Below are 25264 nucleotides of genomic sequence, written 5' to 3'. Positions count from 1 at the left end.
GTTCACATTAGGAAACTTTCCTAACTGATGGCGGGGTGAGCCTAGGGCCCGCCGGTCGGCCTCCGCAATGCCCCGTCCAACATCGGGTAAAGAGACCGGAGCGATCGCCTTCCGCCGGTACGGCGGGCGGGGATCGGGGACGGTGCTCAGACTCGTAGGTGTGTCCGCCCGCCGAGGGGAGGTGCGCTGAGCCGTGCGATGGCCGGAGCGTCTGCTGCCCGGACGGGTGTCGGCCTGGCTGCGCGCTCGCGACCCACGGCTGGCGGCGACCAGGCGGGCGGCCCGGACGGCACTGGTGATGCCGGCGCTGTTCGCGCTGTGCAACCAGGTGTTCCACTCTCCGGCGATGGCGAGCTACGCCGCCTTCGGGTCGTTCTCGATGCTGCTGCTGGTCGACTTCGGCGGGCCGATGGTGGAGCGGCTGCGGGCGCAGGCGGGCCTGGGACTCGCGTGGGCGGTGCTGATCTGTCTCGGCACGCTGGCGGCCCAGCACACCTGGACCGCGGTCGTCGGGACCATGGCGGTCGCCTTCCTGGTGCTCTTCTCCGGCGTGGTCAGCTCGGTGCTCGCGGGCGCGTCGACCGCGCTGCTGCTGGCGTTCGTCCTGCCGGTCAGTGCGCCGGCGGCGGTGTCGCAGCTGCCGGAACGGCTGGCGGGCGCGGGCCTGGCGACGGCTGCGGCCCTCCCCGCGATCGCGCTGCTGTGGCCGCTGTCCGGCACGGACCCGCTCAGCGGACCCGCCGCCCGGATGTGCCGCGCCGCCTCGGACCGGCTGCGGACGGAGGCCGCCCTCCTGGCCGGTGGGAGCGGCGCCCCGGACCGGTCCGCGTGCCTCGCCGCGGCCGAGCGCACGGCGCGCGCCGCGACCGACCTGCGCCGGGCCTTCGGCGCCACGCCGTACCGTCCGACCGGGCTGTCCACGACCTCGCGGGCCCTGGTCCGGCTGGTCGACGAACTCACCTGGCTGTGCGACATCCTGGCCGACCGCCCCGTGTACACCGACACGCCGCCGGCCTGCGATCCCGCCGCCCGCACGGTGCGCCGCTCGGCCGCGGCCGTCCTCGACCGCACGGCCGAGCTCCTCGACGACCTGCGCGGCGACCAGGGACCGCTGCACGCCGCCGCCGCGGACCTGCGCGCGGCGCTCGCGGACCTGGAGGCCGGCGCGACCACCCGGCTGCCCGCCGGACCTCCGCCGACCGGTGCCGACGGCCTGGCGCTCACCGAGGTCCACGCGTACCTGGCCGCGCTCGACCCGTCGTTCCGCGCCCAGGAACTCGCGTTCGCGGTTCTGCAGGTCGCGGGCAACGTCGAACGGGCCGGCTCCGCCGAGCGGCGCAGCTGGCCGGAGCGGCTGCTGGGGCGCGAACCCGGCGCGGTGACGATGCCGCTCGCCTCGGCACGGCAGCGGGCGGCGGCCCACCTGCAGCCGCACTCCGTCTGGCTGCACAACAGCCTGCGCGGCGCGGTCGGCCTCGGCGTCGGCGTGCTGCTGGCGAACGTGACCAGCGCCCAGCACTCGTTCTGGGTGCTGCTCGGCACGCTGTCGGTGCTGCGCTCGAACGCCCTCAACACCGGGCAGAACGCGGCGCGGGCGGTGCTCGGCACGGTCATCGGCTCGGTCCTGGGCGCGGCTTTGCTGCAGCTGCTGGGCCATCACGGCACGGTCCTGTGGTTCCTGCTGCCGCTCGCCGTCCTGCTGGCGGGGATCGCCCCTGCGGCGATCTCCTTCACCGCTGGCCAGGCCGCCTTCACGGTCACCCTGGCGATCCTGTTCAACATCAACCAGGCCCCGGACTGGCACATCGTCCTGCTGCGGGTCCAGGACATCGGCCTCGGGTGCGCGGTGAGCGTGCTGGTCGCGCTGTTCTTCTGGCCCCGGGGTGCCTCGGCCGCCATCGACCGGGCCCTGGCGGACGCCTACACGGCCAGCGCCGGGTACCTGTCCGCCGCGGTCGGGCACGCCCTCGGCCCCGGCGCGGCCGGAACCACCGAGCCTGGCGACGATCCCGAGCGGGCCAGTCGGGCGGCGGCCGCCGCCGCGCGCCGGCTCGACGACGCGTTCCGCAGCTACCTCGCCGAGCGGGGCGCGAAGCGGGTGCCGTTGGCGGCGATGACCACGCTGGTGACCGGGGTGGTCGGACTGCGGCTGGCCGCCGACTCGGTGGTGTCGCTGTGGCGGCGCGCGGAGACGGGGCGGGCGGCGGACCCGCGCACCGGCGCCCACCGGGAGGTCATCGGTGCCACCGCCGCGGTGACCGGGTGGTACCGGGGCCTCGCGGCCGGCCTGGAGCAGCGCTCGCCGATCCCCGAACCGGTCGCGTACCGTCCCGCCGCCGAGGCGCGCCTGGTCGAATCCGTCCGGACCGACCTGACCGGCCGGACCGGCAGGCCCACGGCGGCCGCGATCCGGCTGATCTGGACCGGCGACCACGTCGACGTGGCCCGCCGCCTCCAACCCGGCCTCGCCACCGCGACGAGAACGCACACGGACCACTGAAGCCCCGCCCGCCGCACCGCGGGGGCTTCGAGCACCGCGCGGCCCCGGGTCACCTCACGCGGGTGACATCGCGATCCCGAGCGAGTCCGCGCCCATCGGCTTCGGGGCGCCCTTCTCGTAGAACACGTCCAGGTCCGTGACGACGAAGCCCGCCTCGGTCAGCAGGTCGACGATCGGGCGGGTCAGGTGGCACCCGGCGAACAGCCGCTGCTCCAGCGGGTCGAGCCGCTGCTGCCAGCGCCGCACGCTCTCGTCCTCGACCGGGGCCAGGCCGTGCTCCAGGAAGTGCAGCGTCCCGCCCGGCTTGAGGACGCGCCGCACCTCGTGGAGCGCGGCACCGGCGTCGGGGATGGTGCACAGCGTCCAGGTCGACAGTGCGGCGTCGTAGCTGTGGTCCGCGAACGGCAGCGCCTGGCCGTCCAGCCCCCCGCGCTCCACGTGGACGGAGGTCGCCGCCAGCCGCTTCGCCGCCAGCTTCCAGCCCACGTCGGAGGGCTCGACCGCGTCCACCCTCGTGACGGCCGCCGGATAGAACGGCACGTTCAGGCCCGAGCCGAACCCGAGCTCCAGGACCTCGCCCTCCAGGCCCTCGCAGACCCGGCGCCTCAGCTCCTCGGCCTCCTTCATCCCGCAGACGACGTTGACGATCCGCGGCACGACCTGCTCGGCGTAGAACCCCATCACGGCCTCCAACCCTCACCACCAAGTCTGGCACCGGGACCGGCAGTCTCGGTCGGTGAACGTGCTAGACGCCGCCGGCCCGGTAGGCGCGCACGCCCTCGACGCGGCAGGAGTCGGCCGACAGCCGCACCAACGCGTCGGGCCCCGTCATCAGCAGGTGAAGGCCGCCGTGGGCCTCCGGCTCGAACCGGTAGCCGGTCATCCCGGTGGACGACCAGCCGGTGATGTCCAGGTGGCGCAGGCCCGTGAACACCAGGTGGAACTCCACGGTGTTCAGCCCCTGCTCGACCCAGGGTCGCGGGGCCTGCGCCGGCAGGCCGGGCGACTCGAACCCGAGGGTCAGGCCGTGCTCGCGCTCGTCCACCAGGAGCGAGAACAGGTCGAGCGACTCCAGCGCCGGCACCGGGTCGAACAGCCCGCGGAGCACGTCGCCGTTGCGCAGCAGCGAGGTCCAGTCAGAGCCGTTCAAAGTAGGTCTTCTCCCAGGTGTCCGGCGTCTGCGGATAACGGATCGCGTCGACCTTGCCGAGGTGGCGGCGCGGTGTGCCGTACGGGCCGGCGGCCGAGGCGTGGGCGTTCAGGTGGCCGATGGCGAGCTCCCGGTTGGCGCTGAACTCCAGCCGGACGCCCGGCCCTTCCACCACCACGGCGAAGCGGTTCTCCGGACGTTCGGCCAGCGAGATCCGGCACTCCACCGGCAGCCGCCCGCCGGTGATCGCGACCTGCGCCACGTCGAGGAAGCGGAGCTGGAACTCGAAGACGTCCAGCCCCTCCTCCGCCCGCCACTCGGCGGGCGGGACGTCGACGAAGCGCAGCGTGGACAGCCGCAGGGTCACGGCCGGTCCCCGCCGGTTGAGGTGGCAGGAGTGCAGCCGCAGCGGCTCGTCGGCGGGCGGGTAGCGGAACAGCGCGAGCAGCTGTTCGGGGTTGCGCAGGGCGTCAACCCAGGTCGGGGTCATAGTAGTAGTGCTCCTGTGCCGGGGGCGGCATCTGTCCGTTGCGGGGGTCGTCGAACGGGCGGACGTGGACGTGCGGGGGCTGGTCGCCCACGCCGCCCTCACCGTAGAGGTGGCCGGTGTGGTGGTCCTGGAACACCACGAGCTCGTCGTCGGCGTTGAGGTAGACCTCCTCCTTGAAGTACACCGGCTGGTGGTTGGCGTCCAGGATCTGCTTGCCGCGCGGCGTGGTCGCGGGCACCAGCCGTTCCTCCAGCGGCTCCGCACCCTCGGGGACCCCGGCGTCGCGCAGCGCCTGCTGCTTGGCGGCCTCCCGGCAGGGCGTGAGGCCGAGCGGGTCGATCCAGCCGGTCGGGTTGGCGACGTACGCGTAGTTGTCCGGGCCGGGCGCGGCGCCCAGCGGGTCCGCCGAGGCGTACCGCCCGGACTCCGGGTCGTAGTAGCGGTGGACGTTGTAGTGCAGCCGGGTCTCGGGGTCGAAGTACTGCCCGGGGAAGCGCAGCGGGGTGTAGGTCGCGCTCTTCCGCGGCCAGGTGGTCGACCCCCAGGCCGTCCGGCGGCTGCGCCAGGCGATCGCACCGGACGCGTCCAGCAGCTCGGTCGGGGCCCCGACCAGGTCGGTGACGATGGCGAAGAACCGGTGGTCGACGGCGGCCTGGTCGACGGCAGCCGGCCCACCGCCACGGACCACCTGCTCGATCTGCGCGACCGGGTGGGTGCCCTTGTGCTGCCAGGTGAGCACGTGGAGGTCCGGGGAGCCGGCCTCCCGGCTGCGCTGCTCGGCCAGGTTGAACCCGTCCCAGGTGAAGCGCGTCTCCTCCGCGATGGAGCCGTCGGCCTCCAGCCGGAGTTTGGCCACCCGGCGGCCCAGCGGGTCGTAGCGGTACGCCCAGGACGCGCCGTCCGGTGTGACCACGCCGGTCAGCCGGTCCTCGGCGTCCCAGCTGAACCGCCAGGTGTCGGGCTTCTTCGACAGCCGGGTCTTCTGCCGCAGGGTGATCCGGCCCTGGGCGTCGTACTCGTAGCGGACCCGCCCGGCCCGGACGACCCGGGTGCCCGCGTACGCGCGGGTGCCCGTGGTGCCCTCGGTGCCGGCCGACTCGGGCCAGTGGGCCTCGGCGATCGGTCCCGCGGTGTCGTAGACGTACCGCTCGCTCCACTCCTGGCCGGTCACCGCGGTGATCCGGCCGTCGAGGTCCAGCGCGATGTCCTGACGGCCCGACAGGTGGTCGTCGACGGCGGTGAGCAGGCCGTCCGGGCGGTAGGTGTAGCTCCGCCCGTGGAAGGGCTTCGCGGGCACCGGCTCGGCCGGGTCCTGCGCGCGCAGCAGGCCGCGCCAGGCGAGCCGGTGGTCGGCGTCCCAGCGGCTGGCGACGGTCACCCGCCGGTCCGGCCCCGGCGTCCGTTCGGTCTCCCGGCCCGCCCGGTCGTAGCCGAAGTCGATCCGGCCGCCGAGGGAGCTGAGCGCGGTGCGGTTGCCCGCCGCGTCGTACTGCCAGTGGCTCGCCACGCCGGAGGGCGTGACCCGGCGGACCCGGCGGCCCGCGCCGTCGTAGGCGCTCTCGATCCGCCGGCCGTCGCAGACCTCGGCGGTGATCCGGCCCAGCCGGTCGTACTCGCGGGTCAGCTCCACGTCGGGTCCGACCGCGCGGACCATCCGGCCCGCCCGGTCCCACTCGAAGCCGGTGGCGGCGCCGTCCACCAGCCTGCGGACGACCCGCGACAGTGCGTCGTGCTCGTAGCGAACGGTTCCGCCGGCCCCGTCGGTGCGGACCGTCACCCGCCCGCAGGCGTCGCGCCGGTAGGCGAGCGTCCGCCCGTTGAAGTCCGACTCGGAGACCACCCGGCCCGCCGCGTCCCGGACGTAGTCCCAGGTCAGCCCCTCGGCGTTGGTCACCCGGACCAGCCGCAGCTCGGTGTCGTACCCGAACTCCACCCGGGAGCCCTCCGGGCCGGTGCGCGCGGCGAGCTGGTCGAAGTGGGAGTAGGCGAAGCGGGTCACCCCGCCCGCCGCGCCGACGTGCTCGACGACGTTGCCCTCGCCGTCGTAGCGCCACTGCTCGCGGCCCCCGGCCGGTGTCACCCGCTCGGCGAGGCGGCCCTCCACCGTCCACCGGTAGCGGGTCACCCCGCCCACCGGGTCCTCGCTGGCGACCGCGCGGCCGAAGGCGTCCCGGGTGTAACTGACGCTCGCGCCGAGCGGATCGGTGACCCGGAGCAGCCGGCCCGCCTCGTCGCGCACCACCCGGGTGACCGCGCCGAGCGGGTCGGTCACTGCCACCAGGTGCCCGAGCCCGTCGTACGCGTACCGGGTCGTCCCGCCCTCCGGGTCGACCGAGACCGTCATGTTGCCGCGCTCGTCGTAGCTGTGCCGCCAGGTGGAGCCGTCGGCGTCCACCACCACGGTCGGGAGGTCCAGCTCGTTGTGGACCGCCAGGATCTGCGCCCCGTCGGGCCGGATCACGGTGGTGACGTTGCCGCGTTCGTCGTACGTGTAGGCGGTGACCCGGCCCATCGGGTCGGTGACGGTCGCCGGGCGGCCGTGGCGGTCGAACGCGTACCGGGTGGTGTGGCCCAGCGGGTCGGTCTCGGCCACCACCCGGCTCTGCTCGTCCACCAGGTACCGCGTGGTGTGGCCGAGCGAGTCGGTGGCGGCCGTGGTCCGGTGGCCGGTCGCGGGGTCGCGCGGCGCGTAGTCGTAGTGGTAGCGCAGCTCGCCGCCGGGCGCACCCTGGTCGGTGCAGCGGTCGAGGTGGTCGTAGGCGTAGTCGTAGCGCCGGTCGTTGCGGTCCAGCCAGGCGGTGATCCGGCCCCGCTGGTCGTAGGCGAAGCGCTGAGCGAGGCCGGAGGAGTTCCGAACGCCCGTCAGATGGCCGTCGGTGTAGGCGAAGCGGACGATCTCGGCGCCGTCGGGCCCCGCGTCGGCGAGGCGCAGCGCGGTGATCCGGCCGTCCGCGACGTCGACCTCGACCCGGTGTCCGGCGTGGTGGCGGATCGCCACCGGGGCGCCCGCGTCGTCGTAGTCGTAGGCGATCCAGCGGCCGTTGCGGTCGCGGACCTCGGTCAGCAGCGCGATCGAGGGGTCCTCGGGCTCCGGCAGGTACGTCCGGGTCAGCCCGGCCCGCGGATCCACCACGGTGTACGCGCCCTCGGCGTCGCGGGCCAGCGGCCAGCGTGTGGTGCCCGCCACCGGCATGGTCGGCACGCCGGGCACCGGGTGCGGGTAGGACAGCAGTCCGCAGTCCGCGCGCAGCAGCAGCACGCCCTCGGCGTCGATCACCAGCCGCTCGTCCAGGCTGCTCGCCCAGCTCGGTCCGAGCCAGCGGCCGGAGCGGTGGGCGGAGGTGTGGGCGCGCTCGAACAGCAGCGGGAGCGAGCCGGCCAGCGAGAGGTCGGTGTGCCGGAGGACCATCTGCCCGGTGGCCACGTCGACCGGGTCGCCGCAGGTCTTGACCTCCTCCGGGGCGCGGGCCTCCTTCGGCGCGTCCTCCGCCGCGTCCCGGGCGGCCACCGAGGCGTCCTGCCGGGCGGCGTTCTCCGCGGTCTCCTCTGCGGCGTTGCGCGCGGCGTTCTGCCCGGCGTCCTCGGCGACGTTGCGGGCGGCGTTCTCCGCGGCGTCCTCGGCGACGGTGAGCCCGGCCCGCTCGGCGACCGCGGCCGCCTCGCCGCCACCGCCGGTCACCGCGCCGAACGCCAGGTTGGTGATCAGCTTGCCGCCCGCCTCGAACGGGTCCGAGCCCCACCCCGAGCCGACCACCGCCGACAGCAGCTCGGTCGGGTGGTTCGCGGCGTGCAGCAGACCCACGGCCGTGGTCGACACGTGGTCGGCGTACTGGGCGGGGTGGGTCGTGTTGTACGGGTCCATCGAGTTCAGCCCGCGGGCGAACTTCACGATGTCCGCCGCGCCCTTGACGATGCCGCCGGCCAGGTGCAGCTGACCGACCATCGACCCCTGGAACGCGTCCGACAGGTCCTTGCCCATCCGTTCGAGGAAGCTCGGCTCGGCCGGCGCGGTCGCGGTCGCCGCGTCCACCGCGGCCTTCGCGGCCTCGCCCGCGGAGTCCCGCTGCTGCCGGGCGGTCCGCAGCAGTTCCTGAGCCTCCTTCAGCCCGGCCTCGCCCGGGTCGCTGAATGCGGCCGGCCTGGTCGGCGCGGGACCCGGGTCGTTCCCGGCCCCGGCCTCTTCGTTCCAGGCCCGCGCCTGACGGTTGTACCGGTCGACGTCCTGGTTGTACGCGTCCCTGGCCTGTTCGGACGCCTGCTTCGCCGCCCGGTACGCGTCGACGGCCTGCTGGGCCTGCTGCTGCGCCCACTGCACGGTCTGCGCGTACTGCTCCAGCGCGTCCGCGGCCGTCCGGCAGGCGTCCGCCGCCGTCAGCCACAGCTTGGGGTGCGGCGCGAACTTCGCCCGGAACGCGTCGGCCGCCTGCCCCTGCCAGTGGTCGTGGTCCAGCCGGGTCAGGCCCTCGCCGGTCGACTCGAACGCCGCCGAGAACTTCCGCAGGTGTCCGACCGACGTGCCGATCGCCCCCACGTCGCCGTGCACCAGGTCCTCGGGGTCCTCGGACTCGCCGAGCTGCGCCTCGCCGATCTGCGCGCCCAGCGAGTCCGCGACGCTGTCCCCGAACGAGTCGACCGCGTGCGCGGCGCCGTGCAGACCCACCAGGTCCAGGCCGTCACCGACCAGGTGGGCCTCCGCGTCGAGGACCGAGCCCACGCCGGCCTTGACCGTGTCGAAGCCGCTCTCCAGGCTGTCGCCGACGCTGTCGAGGAAGTCACCGAAGCCCACCTCAGCCCTCCCCGCCGTCACTCCGCTGCCGCGGCACCGGCCGGGTGCCGAACAGGTCGGTCTGCGCCTGGTCGTACGCGTCCCCCAGGCCCAGCGCCTCGTTCGCCTGCCGGTTGATCCCCATCGGACCGTCCATCAGGTCGCGGCCCTCCGCCTGCCAGCTCTGCTTCATGTGGTCGGCGGCCTCGGCCGCGGACTGGGCCGAGTAGTCGGCGTCCCGGAGCTGCGTGTACGGGTTGTCGGACAGCGTCTTCCCCCAGGACTGCGCCTCGACCTGTTCCTGCGTCAGGTCCGGGTTGCCCATCGCGGCGTTCACCACGTCCTTGAGCGTGCCCGACACGTACTGCTCCTGGTCGTGGTACAGCCCGGCCGACAGGCCGAGCCGCACCGCGATCTCGTTGCCGTCCTGGACCAGGGAGCGCACGCCCCACGCCCAGCGCTCGGCGAAGCCGGAGAACGCGCCGTGCAGACCGCCGTGCCCGACCTGCAGGGCGGTCAGGTCGACGTTCGAGAATCCCCGGCCCACCTCGGCGGACTCGTCGATCCCCAGCGTCTTCAGCTCCGTGATCGCCTGGTTGATGCCGTCCGCGGCCAGCTTCAGCGCCGCCGGGTCCACCGCATAGCTATCGGTCACCGTCGTCCGCCCCCGCACCGGCCAGCGCCGCCGCGTCCGGCACGATCCCCCGCACCGGAGGGAAGAACGCCGGTGCGGGCCCGGCGACGTCCAGCACCACCCCGGTCGGTACCGGCGCGGCGGGCACCGCCACGTCCAGCAGCCGCGCCCCGTACACCGAGACGTACGACCACTCCACCCCGGCGCGGCCGTCCCGCTCCACCGCGAACCGGGAGAACGCCTCCTCGCCCGAGAAGGCGTGGATCCACCGGATCCCACCGGCGTCGGCCGCCCACCACCCGCCCTCACCGGTCACCGGCACCAGCACGGCACTGCGCCGGAACTCCCCCAGCAGCGCGGCCGGGTCGTACCGGTCCGTCCCCAACTCGGCCGCACGCGCGGCCAGTTCCACAGCGACCATGCCATCCCCAGGAGGTACGACGACCGTCGGCCAGAGGGTAGCCGACCCGGGGGCCGCCGGCACCGAAAACACCTCGGGTGTCCCGCCCCTGTGCGGGCTGACGCACCCTCAACCCGGCGAGCTAGGACTCCGGTTCGGCGAGGTCGCACGAGTCGGACGTGTCGTCGCACGGGGCATCGCTCAGGTCCATGTCCCGGACGTCGCAGGCGATTCGGCCCAGCAGGGTTCGGAACGCCTGGCGCTCGTTCTCGTCGAGCGCGGCCAGGAGCCGGTCCTCGGCTTCCCGTACCCGCCGCTGCAGGTCCTGCAGGGTCCGTACGCCCTGGGCGGTGGCGACGATCTTGCGTTGGCGCCGGTCGGCGGGGGTGAGCCGGCGCTCGACCAGGCCGGCCGCGACGAGTTCGTCGATCAGGTAGGTCATCACCGTGCGGTCGATCCCCAGGTACGCGGCCAGGGCGAGCTGGTTGTGCTGGTCCCCGCGAACGGCGGCGGCGAGCGTCTGGTAGCCGCGGGCCCCCTGCGGGATGCCGTCGAGGGCCGACGCGACGACGGTCCGGTAGGCGCGGATCAGGACGAGGAGGGAGAGACCGAAGTCCCCGGCGAAGTCGGCGCCGTCGGCCAGCGTGGTCGGCGTGGTCGGCGTGGTCGGACTCTCCGTGCTCATAACCGGAATTGTACCCGCCGATCCGTTGTTGGACAGATCATCTGGCCAGCATGTGATCTATCGGACAGCGCACTTCCGCAGACGAAGCGCCGCAGGTGAGAAGGCAAACGTCATGGTCAAGATCGGCATCATCCTCGGCAGCACCCGCCCCAACCGCAACGGCGAACAGGTGGCGAAGTGGGTGCTCGACATCGCCTCGCGCCGCGACGACGCCGAGTTCGAACTCGTCGACCTCCGCGACCACCCCCTGCCGCTCCTCGACGAGCCGCTGCCGCCGTCCTTCGGCCGGTACCAGCACGAGCACACCAGGCAGTGGGCAGCCACGATCGCCCCGTTCGACGGGTTCGTCATCGTGACTCCCGAGTACAACCACGGCATCCCCGGCGTGCTGAAGAACGCCCTCGACTTCCTCTACGCGGAGTGGAACAACAAGGCGGTCGGCTTCGTGTCCTACGGCGGGGTCGGCGGCGTCCGGTCCGTCGAGCACCTGCGCATGGTCGCCGCCGAACTGCAGATGGCCGACGTGCGCCAGCAGGTCGCACTGTCGATGGTCACCGAGTTCGAGAACTACCGCGTCTTCAAGCCCGGCGAGTACAACCTGGCCGCCCTGAACACGATGCTCGACCAGGTCATCGCCTGGAGCGCCGCGCTCGCACCGCTGCGCACGGCCGCGCCCGTCGCCGCCTGACCTCCACCCGTCCCGATCGTGAACGACAGGAGCCCGACATGAGCGACGCAGCCGACTGGAACGCGAAGACCATCGCGGAGTTCCGCGCGAACGAGGGCAGGGTCGGCGGGGCCTTCGAGGGCGCCCCGCTGGTCCTCGTCCACCACCGCGGGCGCAAGAGCGGGCAGGAGCGCGTCACCCCGATGATGTACCTCCCGCACGACGCCGAGCCGGACACCGTCTACGTCTTCGCGAGCAAGGGCGGAGCCCCCACCGACCCGGACTGGTACCGCAACCTGACCGCCGCCGGCGCGGGCAGCGTCGAACGCGGCACCGCGACCTACCGGGTGACCGTCCGCGAAGTGGTCGGCGCCGAACGCGACCGCGTCTACGCCGAGCAGGCGCGGCGTTACCCCGGCTTCGCCGACTACGAGCGCCGGACCGCCGGAATCCGCGTCATTCCGGTGCTCGAACTCCGGCGGGCGTAGCCCACGCCCCGGCCGGCTCCAGCGAGTCGAAGGAGAGCGATCATGCCCAAGGCCGTCAGGTACGACGGGTTCGGCGGGATCGACGTGCTGCGGGTCGACGAGGTGGAGCGCCCGGCGCCCGGGGACGGGCAGCTGCTCGTACGCGTGAAGGCGGCCGGCATCAACCCGAGTGAGGCGGCCATCCGCACGGGGGCGGTGGCGCAGCTGTTCCCGTCGACGTTCCCGTCCGGTCAGGGCAGCGACCTCGCCGGGGTCGTCGAGGAGGTCGGCCCCGGGGTCGGCGGGTTCTCGCCCGGCGACGGAGTGATCGGGTTCTCCCAGAGGCGGTCCTCCCAGGCCGAGTTGGTCCTGGTCGAGGCCGGGGACCTGACGCGCAAGCCGGACGGGGTCTCGTGGGAGGTGGCGGGCAGCCTGTACGTCGTCGGTGTCACGGCCTGTCGAACTGGCCCTCGCCCTCGGCGTCGCGACCGATCGGATCGACACCATCGCCGATTTCACGGCCGCCGAGAAGCACGGAGTGAAGACCGACGGAGGGGTCGCGGCCGGGCCGGGCGCCAAGGTGCTCACCGAACTCGCCGGCCTGATCGCCGACGGACGGCTGGACCTGCCGATCGCGAACGTCTACCCGCTGGCCCGGGTCCGCGAGGCCTACACCGAGCTCGAACGCCGCCACACCCACGGCAAGATCGTCCTCAGGCCGTAGGAGTCCCCGCCGCCAGGCCGCCGACCAGCCTCCATAGCGGATTACGACTGGCGTACTAGCATGAAAAAGGCTTGATCTCCAGACCCGAACCGCAGCGGCAGGGAGCCGACATGGCGTTCGACCTGACTGGTTTCGAGCAGGCGGACAGCTGCCGCTACCTGCCCATCGCCGAGCACGGCCTGATCGGCGATCTTCGGACCGCCGCCCTGGTCGGCACGAACGGCACCATCGACTGGTACTGCTGCCCGCGCTTCGATGCGCCGAGCGTCTTCGGCTCCATCCTGGACGCAGACCGGGGCGGGTCGTTCGAGCTGGCTGCCGAGGTCCCGACCCGCACCAGGCAGTTCTACTTCCCCGACACGAACGTGCTGATCACGCGGTTCTTCGCCGCGGACGGGGTGGCGGAGATCCAGGACTTCATGCCGGTGGTCGACGAGTCCCGCGAGGCGGCCCGGCACCGGCTGATCCGGCGGGTGGTCTGCGTCCGCGGGACCCTCCCCTTCCGGGCGCGGATCGCCCCGCGCTTCGGGTACGGCGCCGAGACGCACACCATGCACCTCGAGGGCGACCGGGCGGTGTTCCGCTCCCCGTCGCTGACGCTCGCCCTGACCGCCACCGCACCGCTGGAGGGCGACGGACCGGACGTCCGGTCGCACTTCAAGCTCCTCGAGGGCGAGTCCCACGTGTTCGCGCTCGACCAGATCGGCGACGACGTCCCGCTCCGGTCCTGCCCGCGGGCCGAGGCGCAGGAGCAGGCCGAGGCGACCGTCCGGTTCTGGCGCCACTGGCTGGCCCGCTCGCGCTACCACGGGCGGTGGCGGGAGATGGTGAACCGCTCCGCGCTGGTGCTGAAGCTGCTCACCTATGTGCCGACCGGCGCGATCATCGCCGCACCGACCACCAGCCTGCCCGAGCAGGTCGGCGGCGAGCGCAACTGGGACTACCGCTACGTCTGGGTGCGGGACGCCGCCTTCTGCGTCTACGCCATGCTGCGCCTGGGGTTCACCTCGGAGGCCGAGGCGTTCATGGGGTTCCTCGACGAGCGGGGCATCCTGCGGGGCTCGGCGGAGAGCGGTCCGCTGCAGATCATGTACGGCATCGACGGGCGCACCGACCTGCCCGAACGCGAACTGCCGCACCTGGAGGGCTACCTCGGCTCCGCACCGGTCCGGGTGGGCAACGCCGCCACCGGCCAGCTCCAACTGGACATCTACGGTGCGCTGATCGACTCCGTCTACCTCTACGACAAGTGGGGGCAGCCGATCAGCAGTGACCGCTGGGACGAGGTCGGCGGGGTGGCCGACTGGCTCTGCGAGCACTGGGACCAGCCCGACGAGGGGGTGTGGGAGACCAGGGCGGGCCGCCGGGACTTCGTGTACTCGCGGCTGATGTGCTGGGTGGCGCTGGAACGCGCGATACGCATGGCGAACCACCGCGGCCTGCCGGCGGACCTGCCCCGCTGGCGGGCGTCCCGGGACGCGATCTACCGGCAGATCATGCGGCGCGGCTGGTCGGACCGGCGGGGCGCGTTCGTCCAGGGGCTGGACGGCCACGTGCTGGACGCCTCGCTGCTGATGATGCCGATGGCCAAGTTCATCTCGCCCACCGACCCCAAGTGGCTCTCCACCCTGGACGCGCTCTCCACCGACCTGGTCTCCGACTCGCTGGTGTACCGCTACGACCCCGCCACCAGCCCGGACGGCCTGCACGGCCCCGAGGGCACCTTCTCGATCTGCTCCTTCTGGTACGTGGAGGCGCTGGCCCGGGCGGGCCGGTTGGAGGAGGCCAGGCTCGCCTTCGAGAAGATGCTCACCTACGCCAACCACCTCGGCCTGTTCGCGGAGGAGATCGGCCCGACCGGCGAGCAACTGGGCAACTTCCCCCAGGCCTTCACCCACCTCTCCCTGATCAGCGCCGCCTTCAACCTCGACCGCGCCCTGGGCTGACGCGGCATCACCACGGCCGCCTCAGGCCGCGGGCGGGTGCTGGTGGGCGTCGACCACGCGGGCGGGGACGGCGAGCAGCAGCAGGCGGCCTTCGGCAGCGGCGGCGGGGAAGTCGAACGGGCTGGTGAACGGTCCGGTGAGCAGCAGCAGGGTGCGGTGCGAGCGCAGGGCGCGCGCCCATTCGCGGCCGGCCGAGAGCGGTCCGTCGTACCAGGCGGCGCGGCCGAGCCGGTGGACGGTCAAGCGGGTGCCGTCGTACGCCGCGGACCAGTCCTCCCGCAGCTGGGGCAGCGCGTTGTCACCGCCCCATCCCTCCCCGGCGTGCGCGGGACGTGCCGGGTCCGACGGGGCCACGAGAACGGGACGGTGACCGGCCATCAGTTCCGGCCACGGCTCCCACGCCCGCCCGCTGCTACTCCCGGTGATCTCCACACGACTCCCTGTTCCCCGCTCGCGATCATGTCATCCACGAACCGCGCCCCGAGTGTGGTCCCGCCATCTCCTTCGGAGCCCGCGCCGATCCGGATGGGCACGGCACCGAGCCGCACCGGGCCGGTGACGGCGTGTCAGGTGGTGGCGATGCGGTGCAGCCAGTCGCCGAGCAGGGCGCGTTCGTGCGGGGTGAGCATGGTGAGGGTGGGCAGCGCGGCGTGCAGGGTCACGGCGGCGGCGGCCGGACCGGGGGGTGCGGCGCAGGGGTCGGTGAGGACGGCGGCGCAGAGTGCGTCCCAGGCCAGGTCCGCGAGGGCGGTGTCGCGGCGGTCCTCGGGCTGGTCGATCAGAGTGAGGACGACGCCGGTGCCTGCGGCGTGCACGAGGTCGACGGCGCGGTGCTCGGGGACGCGGAGGCGTCCGGCGCGGGCGACGCGGTGCACCCGCTGGCGCAGGATTTGCTCACCGGCTTCGGCGGCGGAGCGTCCTTCTGCGGTCGGCACCCTGGTGTTCATCAGCCGGAACAGCGCCGGGTTGGCGAGGCCGAAGCCGATGTGCAGCTCCCATCCGGTGCGCAGGCCCTGCACCGGGTCGTCGTCGGCGTCGACCGGGTGCTTCTGCGCCAGGTAGCTGGTGAGGCCGTGTTCCGTCACGGCGTTGAGCAGCCCGTCCTTGTCGCCGAACAGGCGGTAGATGGTGGGCGCCTGGACGCCTGCGGCGAGTGCCACGGAGCGGGTGGTGACCGCGTCGGGGCCTTCGGTGGCGAGTAGGTGGGCGGCGACCTCGACCAGTCGGGAGCGCACGGCGTCACGCGAGGTCTGCGGGGGTCGGGGATCGGGATCGTTCACGTTTCCAACGGTATCTCATGTTTGTTATCGATGGAGTTTCACTGTTAACGTGACGAGAGAATCACCGATAACACCTGGGAGCGAACCATGATCGTCATCACCGGTGCCACCGGCGCGCTCAACGGCGCCACCGTCGACCATCTCCTCGAACGCGTCCCCGCCGCCGACCTCGCCGTCGCCGTCCGGGACACCGCCAAGGCCCGGCGGTTCGCCGACCTCGGCATACAGGTGCGCCACGGCGACTACGCCGACCCGGCCTCCCTCCCCCGCGCCTTCGAGGGCGCCGACCAGCTGCTGCTGGTCTCCGCCAGCGACCCCGGCGCCGACGCCGTCGCCCTGCACCGCACCGCGATCGACGCGGCCGCCGCCGCGGGCGTCGGCCGCATCCTCTACACCAGCCACCAGGGCGCCCACCCCGGCAGCGCCTTCGGCCCCGCGCGCACCCACGCCGCGACCGAACAGCTGCTCGCCGATTCCGGCGTCGCCTGGACCTCCCTGCGCAACGGCTTCTACGCGCACAGCCTCGCCTGGCTGGCCGGCCCATGGCGCGAGACCGGCATCATCACCGTCCCCGCCGACGGCCCGGTGTCGTGGACCGCGCGCGAGGACGCCGCCGAGGCCGCCGCCGCGGTGATCGCCTCCGACGGCGCGCACGACGGCCCGACGACCCTCACCGCAGGCGCGGCGCCGACGTTCCAGCAGGTCGCCGCCCTCGCCTCCGAGCTCAGCGGCCGCACGGTGGAGTGCGTCACCGTCGACCCCGAGGAGTGGGTCGCGGCCCAGACCGCCCGGGGCACGCAGGAGTTCATGGCACGCTTCACCCTCGGCATCTACCAGGCCGCCGCACAGGGCTACTTCGCCGGTGTCGACCCGCTGCTCGGCACGCTCCTCGGCCGCGAACCGCGCACCGTCAGCGAGTTGCTCGCCGCCTCCTGACCAGAGCGGCCGGGCCCCGCGCCGGAGCAACCCGCTGCCACAGTGCTGTGACACCGTCACAGTCCGGGAACGGGCCGCGCGTTCCCCCTGTCGCGGTGCGGCCGGCGCCTGCCACAGTGATCCGATCACAGGTCGGGCCGGGGGAAAGAGGTCAATCGGATGAGAACACGTCTGGCAGGGGTACTGCTCGCCCTGGCGCTGGTGGGCGGCGGCGCCACGCTCGCCACCGGCACGGCGACGGCCGCGCCCCGCACCGCAGCGGTCGCAGCCGTACAGCAGGCACCCGCGGTCGGCGCGCCGGCCCTGGCACCAACCGGGCAGCGGGAGCAGGCCGCCGCCACCCGGTTGGCGAAGAGCAAGACCAAGAGCAAGAGCAAGAAGAAGTCCAAGGGCTGGCTGATCGTCCTCCTGCTGGTCGCGATCCTGGTGGTCCTGGCGATCGTCCTGGTGGTGTGGCTGGTCCGCCGGAACGCCCGGCGCCCCTGAGCCCGCACCCGGCTTCGGTGACGAGGCGCGGGCGGCGGGGCTCAGGCCGGTAGGGTCCAGCGCTGGTTGGCGGTGGCGGTGCAAGTCCAGATGATCAACGGCGTGCCGTTGGCGCTGCCGCCGCCGCTCGCGTCCAGGCACAGATCGGACTTGGTGTTCTGCAGGGTCTGGTCGGCGCGGTGGACCCACGCTTGGGCGGGCGTGCCGTTGCAGGCGTACAGCTGGACCGCGGTGCCGGCCGTGGTGGCACCGTTGCGGACGTCCATGCACTTGCCGTAGGCGCGCAGCGTGCCGTCGCCGGGCAGGGTCCAGGTCTGGGCCGGGGTGCCGTTGCAGGTGTACAGCTGGAGTCCGGTGCCGTTGGCGGAGTTGCCGCCGGTGACGTCCACGCAGGCGCCGGCGATGCCGGTGACCGGTCCGCCGGCGGCGAGCGGCGGGAGGGCGTCGCGGACCACGGCGGCCTGCGCGACGGGGTCGCCCGTCGCGGTGGTCGGGTAGGTGTTCCGCTGGTGGTTCCAGGCGTTCTCCACCGTGAACCAGTCGATGGCGGCGGGGAGCTGACCGGTCGTCAGGGCGGCGTCCAGGCTGTCGAGGTACCTGGTCCAGCGCATCGTGTAGAAGTCGGAGACCAGGCCGGACCATTCGCGGTCGGCGTAGTCGTGCAGTCCGCCCGACTCGCTGCCGGAGCGGTCGCCCCAGGTGGTGAGGACCGAGCGGGCGTCGAACTCGCAGGCGGCCTGTTCGGCGTCCAGGGTGCTGCACCTGTGGGCGGCGTCCAGCCAGGGGCCGAGCAGGAAGCGGGTGTCGGTGGCGAGCAGCGTGTCCAGCCGGGCGAGGTCGTTCTTCCACTCCGTGGCGGCGGCGCGAAAGGCGGTGAGGTTCTTCGCGTCGTAGGCGGCCTTGAGCTGCGGCAGCAGGGTGCGGCTGCGGTTGGCCAGCGCCTGCCGGGCCACGTCCACCAGGTCGAAGCGGTAGGCGTCGCTGGTCTGCAACGCCGGGGCGACCTGGAGGAGTTCGGTCAGCGCCCGCTGGACGGTGGCGGGGTCGTAGCGCATGGCCGTCGGGCTCCACGAGGCGGCGGTGGCGACGGTGAGCGAGGGTCGGGCGGTGAAGAGGCTGTCCTGCGCCTCGCTCCAGGTGCCGGAGGGCATGCTGTACGGGCCGGTGCGCAGCAGCTCCCACGCCTTGGCGGCGTGGGTGTCGGGTCCGCCGTAGCGGTAGGCGGCGTAGTCGGCGTACCACTTCTGCTGGTCGGTCGGGCCGGTGCGCCAGGCGAGGGTGGTGAACAGGTCGAAGGCGGCCGGGTTGCCGCCCGTGCCCTCGGGCAGGTAGGCGATGCCCTGGAGGGCGCTGCCCGGCTTGCTGCGCCACTGCTCGAAGCGGGCGGTCCAGACGGCGGTGTTGGCGCCGATCGTGGTGTGGCCGCCGAAGTTGGGGATGGTGCCGAAGGCGTACGGGGCGCCGTGCCAGGAGGTCTCGCGGTCGAGGTTGTCGTAGCGGTCGGAGAGGCCGTCGACGATGAACAGCCTGGTCTTGTCGACCGCGTCGATGATCTGGGTGGAGGGGTTGTCCTGCCAGCCCAGCAGGACCCAGGTCACACCGGGGCGGGCGGTCTGCAGGGCGTTCATGACCGCCCTGGCCGCGTCGGGCACGGGCACGGTGCCGGGGCTGCCGCCTTCGTGCAGGAGGTCCATCTTGTACATCGCCGAGTCGCCCAGCAGGGTGCGCTGGTGGCGGTAGAAGGAGGCGGCCAGGGCGGTGTAGGCCGTGGTCCGCGGGTCGAGCCAGTCCGGGCGCTGGAAGCCGACCCAGCTGCCCTGCGGGACGACGGCCGCGCCGGGGTTCTTGGCGGCGAAGCCCGGGGGGACGGTGCCGAAGTAGCCGGGCAGGACGGGCGTCATGCCCAACTCCCGGAGCCGGTCGGCGAGTCTGCGGCCGAGCGCGGCCCGGTCGGCGAGCTGCTGCGGGGTGAGCGGTCCGCCGAAGGAGGACATGTTCTGCAGCAGCCACCACGGCTGGTGCGAGGCGCCGGGGACCCAGGCGAGCAGGTCGTCCCTGGTGTAGCCGAACTCCTGGAGCGCGTCGACGTAGGCGGCCTCGGTGCCGATCGGCAGGAAGACCTCGTTGACGCCGTGCAGGGCGAGGACGTCGATCTCCCGCTCCCAGGCGGCCCAGTCGCGGTGGGCCCCGGCGTAGCCGTCGTCGGTGTCGTTGAGCGCGAACCGGTTGGCCACCGACGCGGAGCGGGTGACCGCGACCGGTGCCGGCAGGGTGGCGGGGAGACTGCTGGTGCTGTCGCCGGGGAAGCCGATGTCGACGTGGGCGCTGGAGTGCAGGTACTCGTTGACGCCGCTGAGCAGCACGGCCGGGCTGGTGCCCTGGATGCGGACGGCGCCCGCGCTGCCGGAGACGCCGAACCAGTCACCGGTGGCAGGGCGGGCGACCGCCTCCAGCGTGAACTGCCCTGCGTGGTGCGGCAGGAGGCGGGCCAGCGCCGCCTGGGCCGGTGCGGTGTCGAAGACGGCGGCGGTAGCGGTGGGGGCTGCGGTTGCAGCCGTCGGCGCGGCGGTCGGCAGGACGGCGAGGAGGGCGGCGGCCAGCGCGGCACGGACGGTGGCCGAGGGAGGGAGTGCTCTCACGTGGGGATACCTCATCCGGTCGGGACGAGCACCAATTATCAACTGAGCGTTCGTCACCATGAGGGCTCGTCGCGGCCGTGTCTCGACGCCGTCCGGACCGATCCCGGATGTGGAGCCCTCGACGCGCCGACCGTCGTCGTGACCGGCCGGCACGTCGGCTGCCCCCGGGGTCGTTCCTCACCCGCACCGCCGGTGACGGCGTCACGGGACCGGGGTCAGAACTGCTCGACGAAGTACGGTTCGACGGTCATCCAGCCGTTGGCCCGGGCGCCGTCGAGGCGGCCGGAGCTGGTGCGGGCGAGGGTGTACCAGGAGTCGACGTAGTCCGGGTCGTCGGTCCACCACGAGGAGGGCAGCGCGCCCAGGACGGCGTTCACCAGCGGGATGTAGGCCCCCTGGTCGGCGATGGTGAGCAGGACCGCGGCGACGGCCTGGGCGAGGGCGAGGTAGTTGGTGTCGCCGTCGTCCTCCATCAGCACGACGTCGGCCAGGTTGTACTTGTAGTTCGACCAGTTCACCAGGATCTGGTTCGGCCGGTAGACCGTGCCGTCGTACTGGAGGTACGGCATCGCGACCGAGTCGACCCGGACCTTGCCGTCCTGGCCGAAGCCGGTCACCAGGGCGAACATCTCGGCGGCGCCCTTGAACCAGGGCTCCTCGTCGTCCGCGACCTCGATCGAGGTGATCTTGGTGGCCCACCAGCCGCCCGCCGCGGTGGCCGTCGCGGGAGCCGCGCCGGTCCCCCGGGTGCCCAACTCCCGCTGGAGCAGGGCCGTTCCGGCGGCGAGGGTCTTGGCGGTGTCGACGTCGACCAGGTAGACCGGCTGGGCGGGCAGGCCCGCGGTCGACAGGACATGGGCCCGGCCGGCGGTGTCGTAGGCGCGCAGCGTGCGGGCGTGGTCGTCGGTGGCGGCCACCGCCACCAGCGGTGCGGCCCCGGCGTCCAGCGCGGTGCGCATCGTGCGGTCGGCCAGCTGCACGCGCAGCAGGGGGCCGAGGTCGGTGCCGAGTCCCTTGGCCGCCGCCACTGCGCTGTCCGCCTCGGCGGTCGTGCCGGCGAGCTTCCGCGCGGAGGCGCCGGGGACGGCGGCGGCCAGCGGGCCGAGCGCGGCCGGCCCTCCGGTGGCGGCCGTGGCGGTCCGCACCCGCTCGCTCAGGGCGGGGTCGGCGAGGGCGGTGGCGAGGGTGCGGGCGACGCCGTCCTCGATCGCCGGGACGCGGCTGGTGGCAGCGCGCGGCTGGGCCTCGGGGCCGGGTGCGGCCGCGGCCTGGCCCGCGCCGAGCGCGAGCACGGGCAGGGCCACGAGGGCGGCGACGGCGCGCCGCAGGCGGAACTGGGGCATGCGGGATCTCCAGACTCGTCGGGGTGAGCGTCGGAGCAACAGGCACACGGAACGACACCGCCACCGGGAGGCGTCGGTGTCATGACAAGTGAAGTGGTTACCTGACGCAGGATCAACCCCCGCCGAGCGAACGGCCCGTGGGCCCTCCGCCGTCACCCCGCCCCGGCACGCGTCCAGGCGGGGCGCCGGGGCGGGCACCTGCTCAGCCCGACAACCGCCGCATCAGCCGCACGCCCTGAACCGGCGTCAGGTGCGGCAGGTACGCCTTGCCGATCGCCCTGCTGATGCTCGGCAGCGCGGCCGGATCGGGGTACGCCATGTACATCGGCCGGTACTCGGGCTGGAACTTCGACTTGAACGCGAGCAGCGAGCGGAAGCCGTACACCGGCTCCAGCCGCTGGCTCGCCCAGTCGAGCAGGCGCTGCAGCCCGGTCGGGCCCTCGCTCGGACCGGAGCGGGCCAGCGGTGAGCCGGACAGCGAGAGGAAGCGTGCGCCCTCCGCCTTGAAGCCCAGCGCGGCCGAGGCGATCAGGAACTCGTTGACGCCGCGGAAGCCGTCGGAGCGGCGGCGCATGAAGTCCAGCGTCCAGCCGACCGGCACGCCGTTCTCGTGCACCGGCATCCAGCTGGTCAGCCCGTGCACGACGCCCTGCTCGTCCACCGCGACCAGCACCCGCACCTCCGGGTCGTCCAGCTCCTCCAGCCCGCCGAGCGTGAAGCCCATCTCGGGCAGGCCCTTCGCGGAGACCCACTCCTCGGAGATCTCGCGGATCTGCTCCCGCACCCCGCGCGGCGCCTCCCGGTAGACCAGCCACTCGGCGGTGATGCCCTGCCGGCCCGCCTTGTTCAGCGCGGTCCGGATGTCCTGCCACTTGCGGCCGGTGAAGGCCAGCTCGGGCAGCGCGACCAGGGTGTCCTCGGCGACCTGCACCGAGCGCCAGCCGAGGCGGGCCGCCGCCGCCCGGGTCTGCGGGGAGACGCTGAAGAAGCACGGGGTCCAGCCGCGCGCGTCGCAGTACCGGGCGAACCCGGCCACCGCCCGCTCCCTGGCGTCCTCCGCACCGAACGGGTCGCCGGCGGTCAGCGCGACCGTGCCGTGCACCCGGTAGGCGACCGCCGCGCGGCCCTCCTCGTCGAACCAGTAGTGGTTGCCGTCCCAGGTGGTGATGAAGGACAGCGTCCCGCCGCCGTGCGCGGTCAGCAGCGCCCGGGCCCGGGCGGCCGCGGCCGCGTCGCTCCGCATCACCGGCTGGCGGAAGGCGACCAGCAGCGCGCCCAGCGTGACCACCCAGAAGGCCAGCCCGCAGTACGTCTCCAGCAGGACCGCCACCCTGCCGACGGCGATCGGGTAGTCCGGCGTCAGGTCGTTGTACGCGGGCGGCAGGAACTGCGCCGGCAGGCCGTGCAGCAGGCGGCGCAGGTTCGCCCCCGGCTCGAACTGGTCGGCCACCATCACTCCCCCGCCCGCGTAGGCGGCGGAGGCGGCCAGCGCGGCGCCGCCGATCGCCACGCCCAGTCGGCGCACCGCCCGGTCGGCCAGGCGCAGCCGGAACCGCTGCCGGGTGGCCAGCAGCAGTCCGAGGGTGAGCAGCGGCAGCAGCATCGCCTCGGCGAAGTACGGGGCCTCGTCACCGCCGGACGGTCCGGCGTCCAGGTAGAGCCAGCCCAGCAGGGCCACCCAGAGCAGCTCGGTCGCGACGGCGATCCGCCAGGTCAGCCGGAGCCCGCGGCGCAGTCCGTCGGCCAGGACCATCAGCAGCGCCGGGAAGAGGGCGGCCATCAGCCGGCCCGGGGTGTCGAAGATCCGCTCGACGGCGTGCGCGCGGGCGCAGTCGTGCACGGACATCAGGCAGGTGTCGGCCACTTCCTCGGGGCTGAGCCGGTGCGAGAAGTACAGCTCGGAGAAGGTGTTGAGCGGCCCGCTGGCGTTGTCGTACAGCGCGGCGACGAGCGGGCCGAGGGCGGCGGCGACCAGGCAGAGCGCGACCAGCACCCGGGTCTCGGAGTGCGAGGAGCGGTGCGTGCGCAGCCGCGGCCGGTCCCGGCTGAGCAGCGCGCCGGCTGCGAGGCCGATGAGCGCGGCGGCGAAGCGCTGCACGCTCTGCAGGTGGCCGACGTAGAGCGTGGTGACCAGCGGGACGAGCAGGACCAGCAGGTGCAGGCGGCGGCGCCAGAGTGCGGTGAGCCGGTAGCCGAGCACCGCGGCCAGGGCGAACACGCCGACGCCGGGGCCGACCGCGGTCTGGTCGGCCACCGAGGCGGTCCACGGCTCGTCGGCGAGCGATCCGGCCGCGACCAGGCAGGTGCCCGCCAGGGTGCCCGCCAGTTGCCCGCCCACCAGCACGGCGAGCGTCCGGACCCGGCCCAGCCGGCGCTCGGCGGCGGGTCCCACCAGGAGCAGCAGCAGGCTGGTGAACACGTACGACCCGGCGCCGGAGCACCAGAGCAGCGAGCTGAGGGGCGTCCACCAGCGACCCTCGGCCAGGGTGGGCAGGCCGACCCCGACGTGGGCGAGCAGTGCCTCGGACGGCCCGTGCGCCAGGCCGCCGGTGGCCGCACCGAGCGTCCAGAGCCCGGCCAGCAGGGTGAGCGTCAGCGGCGCTGCGCGCAGTCGGCCGCCGAGGGCGCCGGCGGCCCGGCGCAGGCGCTGGGCCCGCGGGTCGGGTGTGCGGGCGGCGGCGGGCGTACAGGCGGGGGCCTGCTCGTCGTCGGTCGGCGCGGGGGCCGTCAGGAGCGGCGTCACCGGACCAGCCCCGTCCGCTGGGCGAGCCAGGTCAGGTTCTGGTCGAAGGCCTGCCGGAACACCTCCCAGCTGTGCCAGCCGGGGATGGTCTGGTAGGCGACGCTCATCCCGGCCGCCTGCGCCGCGGCGAAGGCCTTCTCCTGCATGCCGCGGAAGTCGTCGTCGTTGGCGCCGACCACGAACCGGCCCGCGGTGTCCGGGAACTTCTGACGGGCCATCACGTGCAGCGGGTCGACCGCGTCGAAGGCGGCCTCGTTCCCGCCGAAGGCCTTGGCGACGGTCTCGCCGTGGCCGCCGAGGGTCGGCTCGGCCTGGCCGGAGACGTCGAGGAAGCTGCCGTAGACGTCGGGGGCGTTGACGGCGAGTTGGAGCGAGCAGGTGCCGCCGAGCGACAGCCCGCCGATGGCGAACGCGGTGCGGCCGGTGGCGGTCTGCAGGTTCCGGTGGATCCAGTTCGGGACGTCGACGGACAGGTAGGTGTGCGCCTTGGCGATGCGGGAGTCCATGCAGAGCGTGTTGACCCACGGGCTTCCGGTGGGGTCCGCGACGACGACGATCGGGGCGAGGCCGTGGTGCGAGGCGGCGAAGGTGTCCAGGATCTCGCGGATCGCACCGGAGTTGACCCAGTCCTCCGGCGCGCCGGGCTGGCCGGGCAGCAGCACCACGACGGGCAGCAGCGGCCGGGGCGTCGCCTGGTAGGCGGGCGGCAGATAGACGTAGCCCGGGCGGGCCTTGAAGCCGGACTTCGGGCCGGGGATGGTCACGGTGGAGAGGGTGCCCTTGGCGGGCAGGTCGGGCGGTGCGTGCCAGATCTCCTCCAGCGGTTTGCCGGGCCCGGCCGCGACGGTCTCGGCCGTCTTGCCGACCGTCAGCGCCTCGCTCGGCGGCGCCAGCATGGCCCGGGCGGTCGGGTACTGGTCGAAGCCCCGGTTGACCTGGGAGGCGGCCATCACCAGCACCAGCACCGCGCCGCCCGCCGCCAGCAGGCGCCCGCCGCGGGTGGGGAGCAGCGGCGCGCGGAAGCAGAGCAGGGATATGCCGAACAGTGCGACGGCGATCCAGCGCAGTACGAAGTCCGGCGTGCCCTCCGGGAACGGGTGCCACCAGCCGTCGACGCCGATCTTCACCAGCGCGGTGAGCCCGCCGGCCAGCAGCAGGGTCCCGAACAGCCGCGGCGCCCGCCAGCGCTCGTTGCGCGACAACGCGAGCATGGCCAGCGCCGCCCACCCGCCCGCGAGCACCGCCAGCGGCACCGGTCCGTGGGTGAGCGGCCAGTCGACCGGGTTCCAACGGGTGGCGAGGGGAAGCGTCGTCATGCGGCCGCACCCGGCCGACGGGAGACGGCCTTGCCGACGGGGTCGACCGCGCCGTCGATGCGCCCGGCGGGGTCGGGACCGACCCCGTCCCGA

The 25264-nt window shown here is 73.6% G+C and carries 20 protein-coding genes and 1 pseudogene; 8 read left to right on the top strand and 13 right to left on the bottom strand.

Annotation, left to right across the window (positions count from 1 at the left end; translation table 11 throughout):
* Window positions 1-193: 193 nt before the first annotated feature.
* The gene (locus ACWD4U_RS16145; RefSeq protein ID WP_363454282.1) at window positions 194-2500 is read left to right on the top strand and encodes an FUSC family protein; all 2307 of its coding nucleotides are present in this window, start codon (window positions 194-196) and stop codon (window positions 2498-2500) included.
* Window positions 2501-2554: 54 nt separating this feature from the next.
* Here the strand turns inward: ACWD4U_RS16145 and ACWD4U_RS16140 are convergent, their stop codons facing one another.
* The 7 genes from ACWD4U_RS16140 to ACWD4U_RS16110 form a co-directional block, all read right to left on the bottom strand.
* The gene (locus ACWD4U_RS16140) at window positions 2555-3181 is read right to left on the bottom strand and encodes a class I SAM-dependent methyltransferase (RefSeq protein WP_363454280.1); all 627 of its coding nucleotides are present in this window, start codon (window positions 3179-3181) and stop codon (window positions 2555-2557) included.
* A 64-nt stretch (window positions 3182-3245) separates the two neighbouring features.
* Complete coding sequence (locus tag ACWD4U_RS16135; protein ID WP_363454278.1) at window positions 3246-3650, bottom strand: Imm50 family immunity protein; 405 nt, start codon at window positions 3648-3650, stop codon at window positions 3246-3248.
* On the bottom strand, window positions 3637-4140 hold the full coding sequence (locus ACWD4U_RS16130; protein WP_363454276.1) for an Imm50 family immunity protein: 504 nt from the start codon (window positions 4138-4140) through the stop codon (window positions 3637-3639). The genes ACWD4U_RS16135 and ACWD4U_RS16130 overlap by 14 nt, the downstream gene beginning before the upstream one ends.
* Entirely contained in the window at window positions 4121-8926 is a 4806-nt protein-coding gene (locus ACWD4U_RS16125) for a putative T7SS-secreted protein (RefSeq protein WP_363454274.1), read from the bottom strand. Before ACWD4U_RS16125 ends, ACWD4U_RS16130 begins: the two co-directional genes overlap by 20 nt.
* A 1-nt stretch (window position 8927) precedes the next feature.
* Window positions 8928-9560, bottom strand: a complete 633-nt coding sequence (locus ACWD4U_RS16120) for a hypothetical protein (RefSeq protein WP_363454272.1) — start codon at window positions 9558-9560, stop codon at window positions 8928-8930.
* A complete protein-coding gene (locus ACWD4U_RS16115; protein ID WP_363454270.1) occupies window positions 9550-9960 on the bottom strand; it encodes an SseB family protein in 411 nt (136 codons plus the stop codon). The genes ACWD4U_RS16120 and ACWD4U_RS16115 overlap by 11 nt, the downstream gene beginning before the upstream one ends.
* A gap of 121 nt (window positions 9961-10081) precedes the next feature.
* A complete protein-coding gene (locus ACWD4U_RS16110) occupies window positions 10082-10624 on the bottom strand; it encodes a MarR family winged helix-turn-helix transcriptional regulator (protein WP_363454268.1) in 543 nt (180 codons plus the stop codon).
* A gap of 112 nt (window positions 10625-10736) precedes the next feature.
* On the opposite strand from ACWD4U_RS16110, the gene ACWD4U_RS16105 reads away from it, so the two are divergent.
* The 5 genes and pseudogenes from ACWD4U_RS16105 to ACWD4U_RS16085 all read left to right on the top strand — a co-directional run bounded on the left by ACWD4U_RS16105 (window position 10737) and on the right by ACWD4U_RS16085 (window position 14428).
* Window positions 10737-11312: an NADPH-dependent FMN reductase gene (locus ACWD4U_RS16105; protein WP_363454266.1), complete on the top strand. Its 576-nt coding sequence runs from the start codon at window positions 10737-10739 to the stop codon at window positions 11310-11312.
* Window positions 11313-11350: 38 nt separating this feature from the next.
* Window positions 11351-11779: a nitroreductase family deazaflavin-dependent oxidoreductase gene (locus tag ACWD4U_RS16100; RefSeq protein ID WP_363454264.1), complete on the top strand. Its 429-nt coding sequence runs from the start codon at window positions 11351-11353 to the stop codon at window positions 11777-11779.
* Window positions 11780-11821: 42 nt separating this feature from the next.
* Window positions 11822-12028, top strand: a pseudogene (locus tag ACWD4U_RS16095) (NADP-dependent oxidoreductase); the annotation flags it as partial.
* 175 nt (window positions 12029-12203) lie between these two features.
* Window positions 12204-12482 carry a zinc-binding dehydrogenase gene (locus tag ACWD4U_RS16090; RefSeq protein ID WP_363454262.1) on the top strand — a complete coding sequence of 93 codons (279 nt, stop codon included), beginning with the start codon at window positions 12204-12206 and terminating at the stop codon, window positions 12480-12482.
* A gap of 110 nt (window positions 12483-12592) precedes the next feature.
* Window positions 12593-14428, top strand: a complete 1836-nt coding sequence (locus ACWD4U_RS16085; protein WP_363454260.1) for a glycoside hydrolase family 15 protein — start codon at window positions 12593-12595, stop codon at window positions 14426-14428.
* Window positions 14429-14449: 21 nt separating this feature from the next.
* Here ACWD4U_RS16085 and ACWD4U_RS16080 read toward each other — a convergent pair whose 3' ends face one another.
* Together ACWD4U_RS16080 and ACWD4U_RS16075 are read right to left on the bottom strand one after the other, a co-directional pair.
* Window positions 14450-14860, bottom strand: a complete 411-nt coding sequence (locus tag ACWD4U_RS16080; protein WP_363454258.1) for a hypothetical protein — start codon at window positions 14858-14860, stop codon at window positions 14450-14452.
* Between the two features lie 134 nt (window positions 14861-14994).
* A complete protein-coding gene (locus ACWD4U_RS16075) occupies window positions 14995-15708 on the bottom strand; it encodes a TetR/AcrR family transcriptional regulator (RefSeq protein WP_363454256.1) in 714 nt (237 codons plus the stop codon).
* 87 nt (window positions 15709-15795) lie between these two features.
* Here ACWD4U_RS16075 and ACWD4U_RS16070 point away from each other — a divergent pair, with 87 nt between their 5' ends.
* Both ACWD4U_RS16070 and ACWD4U_RS16065 read left to right on the top strand, forming a co-directional pair.
* Complete coding sequence (locus ACWD4U_RS16070) at window positions 15796-16644, top strand: NmrA family NAD(P)-binding protein (protein ID WP_363454254.1); 849 nt, start codon at window positions 15796-15798, stop codon at window positions 16642-16644.
* A gap of 159 nt (window positions 16645-16803) precedes the next feature.
* On the top strand, window positions 16804-17130 hold the full coding sequence (locus ACWD4U_RS16065; RefSeq protein ID WP_363454252.1) for a hypothetical protein: 327 nt from the start codon (window positions 16804-16806) through the stop codon (window positions 17128-17130).
* A 41-nt stretch (window positions 17131-17171) separates the two neighbouring features.
* On the opposite strand, the gene ACWD4U_RS16060 is transcribed toward ACWD4U_RS16065, so the two are convergent.
* From ACWD4U_RS16060 to ACWD4U_RS16045, 4 genes are all read right to left on the bottom strand, one after another.
* A complete protein-coding gene (locus tag ACWD4U_RS16060) occupies window positions 17172-19769 on the bottom strand; it encodes an alpha-N-acetylglucosaminidase (RefSeq protein WP_363454250.1) in 2598 nt (865 codons plus the stop codon).
* A gap of 215 nt (window positions 19770-19984) precedes the next feature.
* Window positions 19985-21112 (bottom strand): DUF3103 family protein, encoded by a 1128-nt coding sequence (locus tag ACWD4U_RS16055; protein ID WP_363454248.1) that lies wholly within the window; start codon window positions 21110-21112, stop codon window positions 19985-19987.
* Between the two features lie 202 nt (window positions 21113-21314).
* Entirely contained in the window at window positions 21315-23855 is a 2541-nt protein-coding gene (locus ACWD4U_RS16050; RefSeq protein ID WP_363454246.1) for a bifunctional lysylphosphatidylglycerol flippase/synthetase MprF, read from the bottom strand.
* Window positions 23852-25171, bottom strand: coding sequence for an alpha/beta hydrolase (locus ACWD4U_RS16045; RefSeq protein WP_363454244.1), 1320 nt, complete (start codon window positions 25169-25171; stop codon window positions 23852-23854). Before ACWD4U_RS16045 ends, ACWD4U_RS16050 begins: the two co-directional genes overlap by 4 nt.
* Between the last annotated feature and the right edge of the window lie 93 nt (window positions 25172-25264).

The organism is Kitasatospora sp. NPDC002522 (assembly GCF_053595195.1).
This window is presented reverse-complemented; position numbering and strand designations above follow the sequence as displayed.

Coding starts and splice junctions, on each gene's coding strand:
- ACWD4U_RS16140 (WP_363454280.1), bottom strand. CDS start 3,181: ATGGGGTTCTACGCCGAGCAGGTCGTGCCGCGGATCGTCAACGTCGTC.
- ACWD4U_RS16130 (WP_363454276.1), bottom strand. CDS start 4,140: ATGACCCCGACCTGGGTTGACGCCCTGCGCAACCCCGAACAGCTGCTC.
- ACWD4U_RS16115 (WP_363454270.1), bottom strand. CDS start 9,960: ATGGTCGCTGTGGAACTGGCCGCGCGTGCGGCCGAGTTGGGGACGGAC.
- ACWD4U_RS16110 (WP_363454268.1), bottom strand. CDS start 10,624: ATGAGCACGGAGAGTCCGACCACGCCGACCACGCCGACCACGCTGGCC.
- ACWD4U_RS16105 (WP_363454266.1), top strand. CDS start 10,737: ATGGTCAAGATCGGCATCATCCTCGGCAGCACCCGCCCCAACCGCAAC.
- ACWD4U_RS16100 (WP_363454264.1), top strand. CDS start 11,351: ATGAGCGACGCAGCCGACTGGAACGCGAAGACCATCGCGGAGTTCCGC.
- ACWD4U_RS16085 (WP_363454260.1), top strand. CDS start 12,593: ATGGCGTTCGACCTGACTGGTTTCGAGCAGGCGGACAGCTGCCGCTAC.
- ACWD4U_RS16070 (WP_363454254.1), top strand. CDS start 15,796: ATGATCGTCATCACCGGTGCCACCGGCGCGCTCAACGGCGCCACCGTC.
- ACWD4U_RS16065 (WP_363454252.1), top strand. CDS start 16,804: ATGAGAACACGTCTGGCAGGGGTACTGCTCGCCCTGGCGCTGGTGGGC.
- ACWD4U_RS16055 (WP_363454248.1), bottom strand. CDS start 21,112: ATGCCCCAGTTCCGCCTGCGGCGCGCCGTCGCCGCCCTCGTGGCCCTG.
- ACWD4U_RS16045 (WP_363454244.1), bottom strand. CDS start 25,171: ATGACGACGCTTCCCCTCGCCACCCGTTGGAACCCGGTCGACTGGCCG.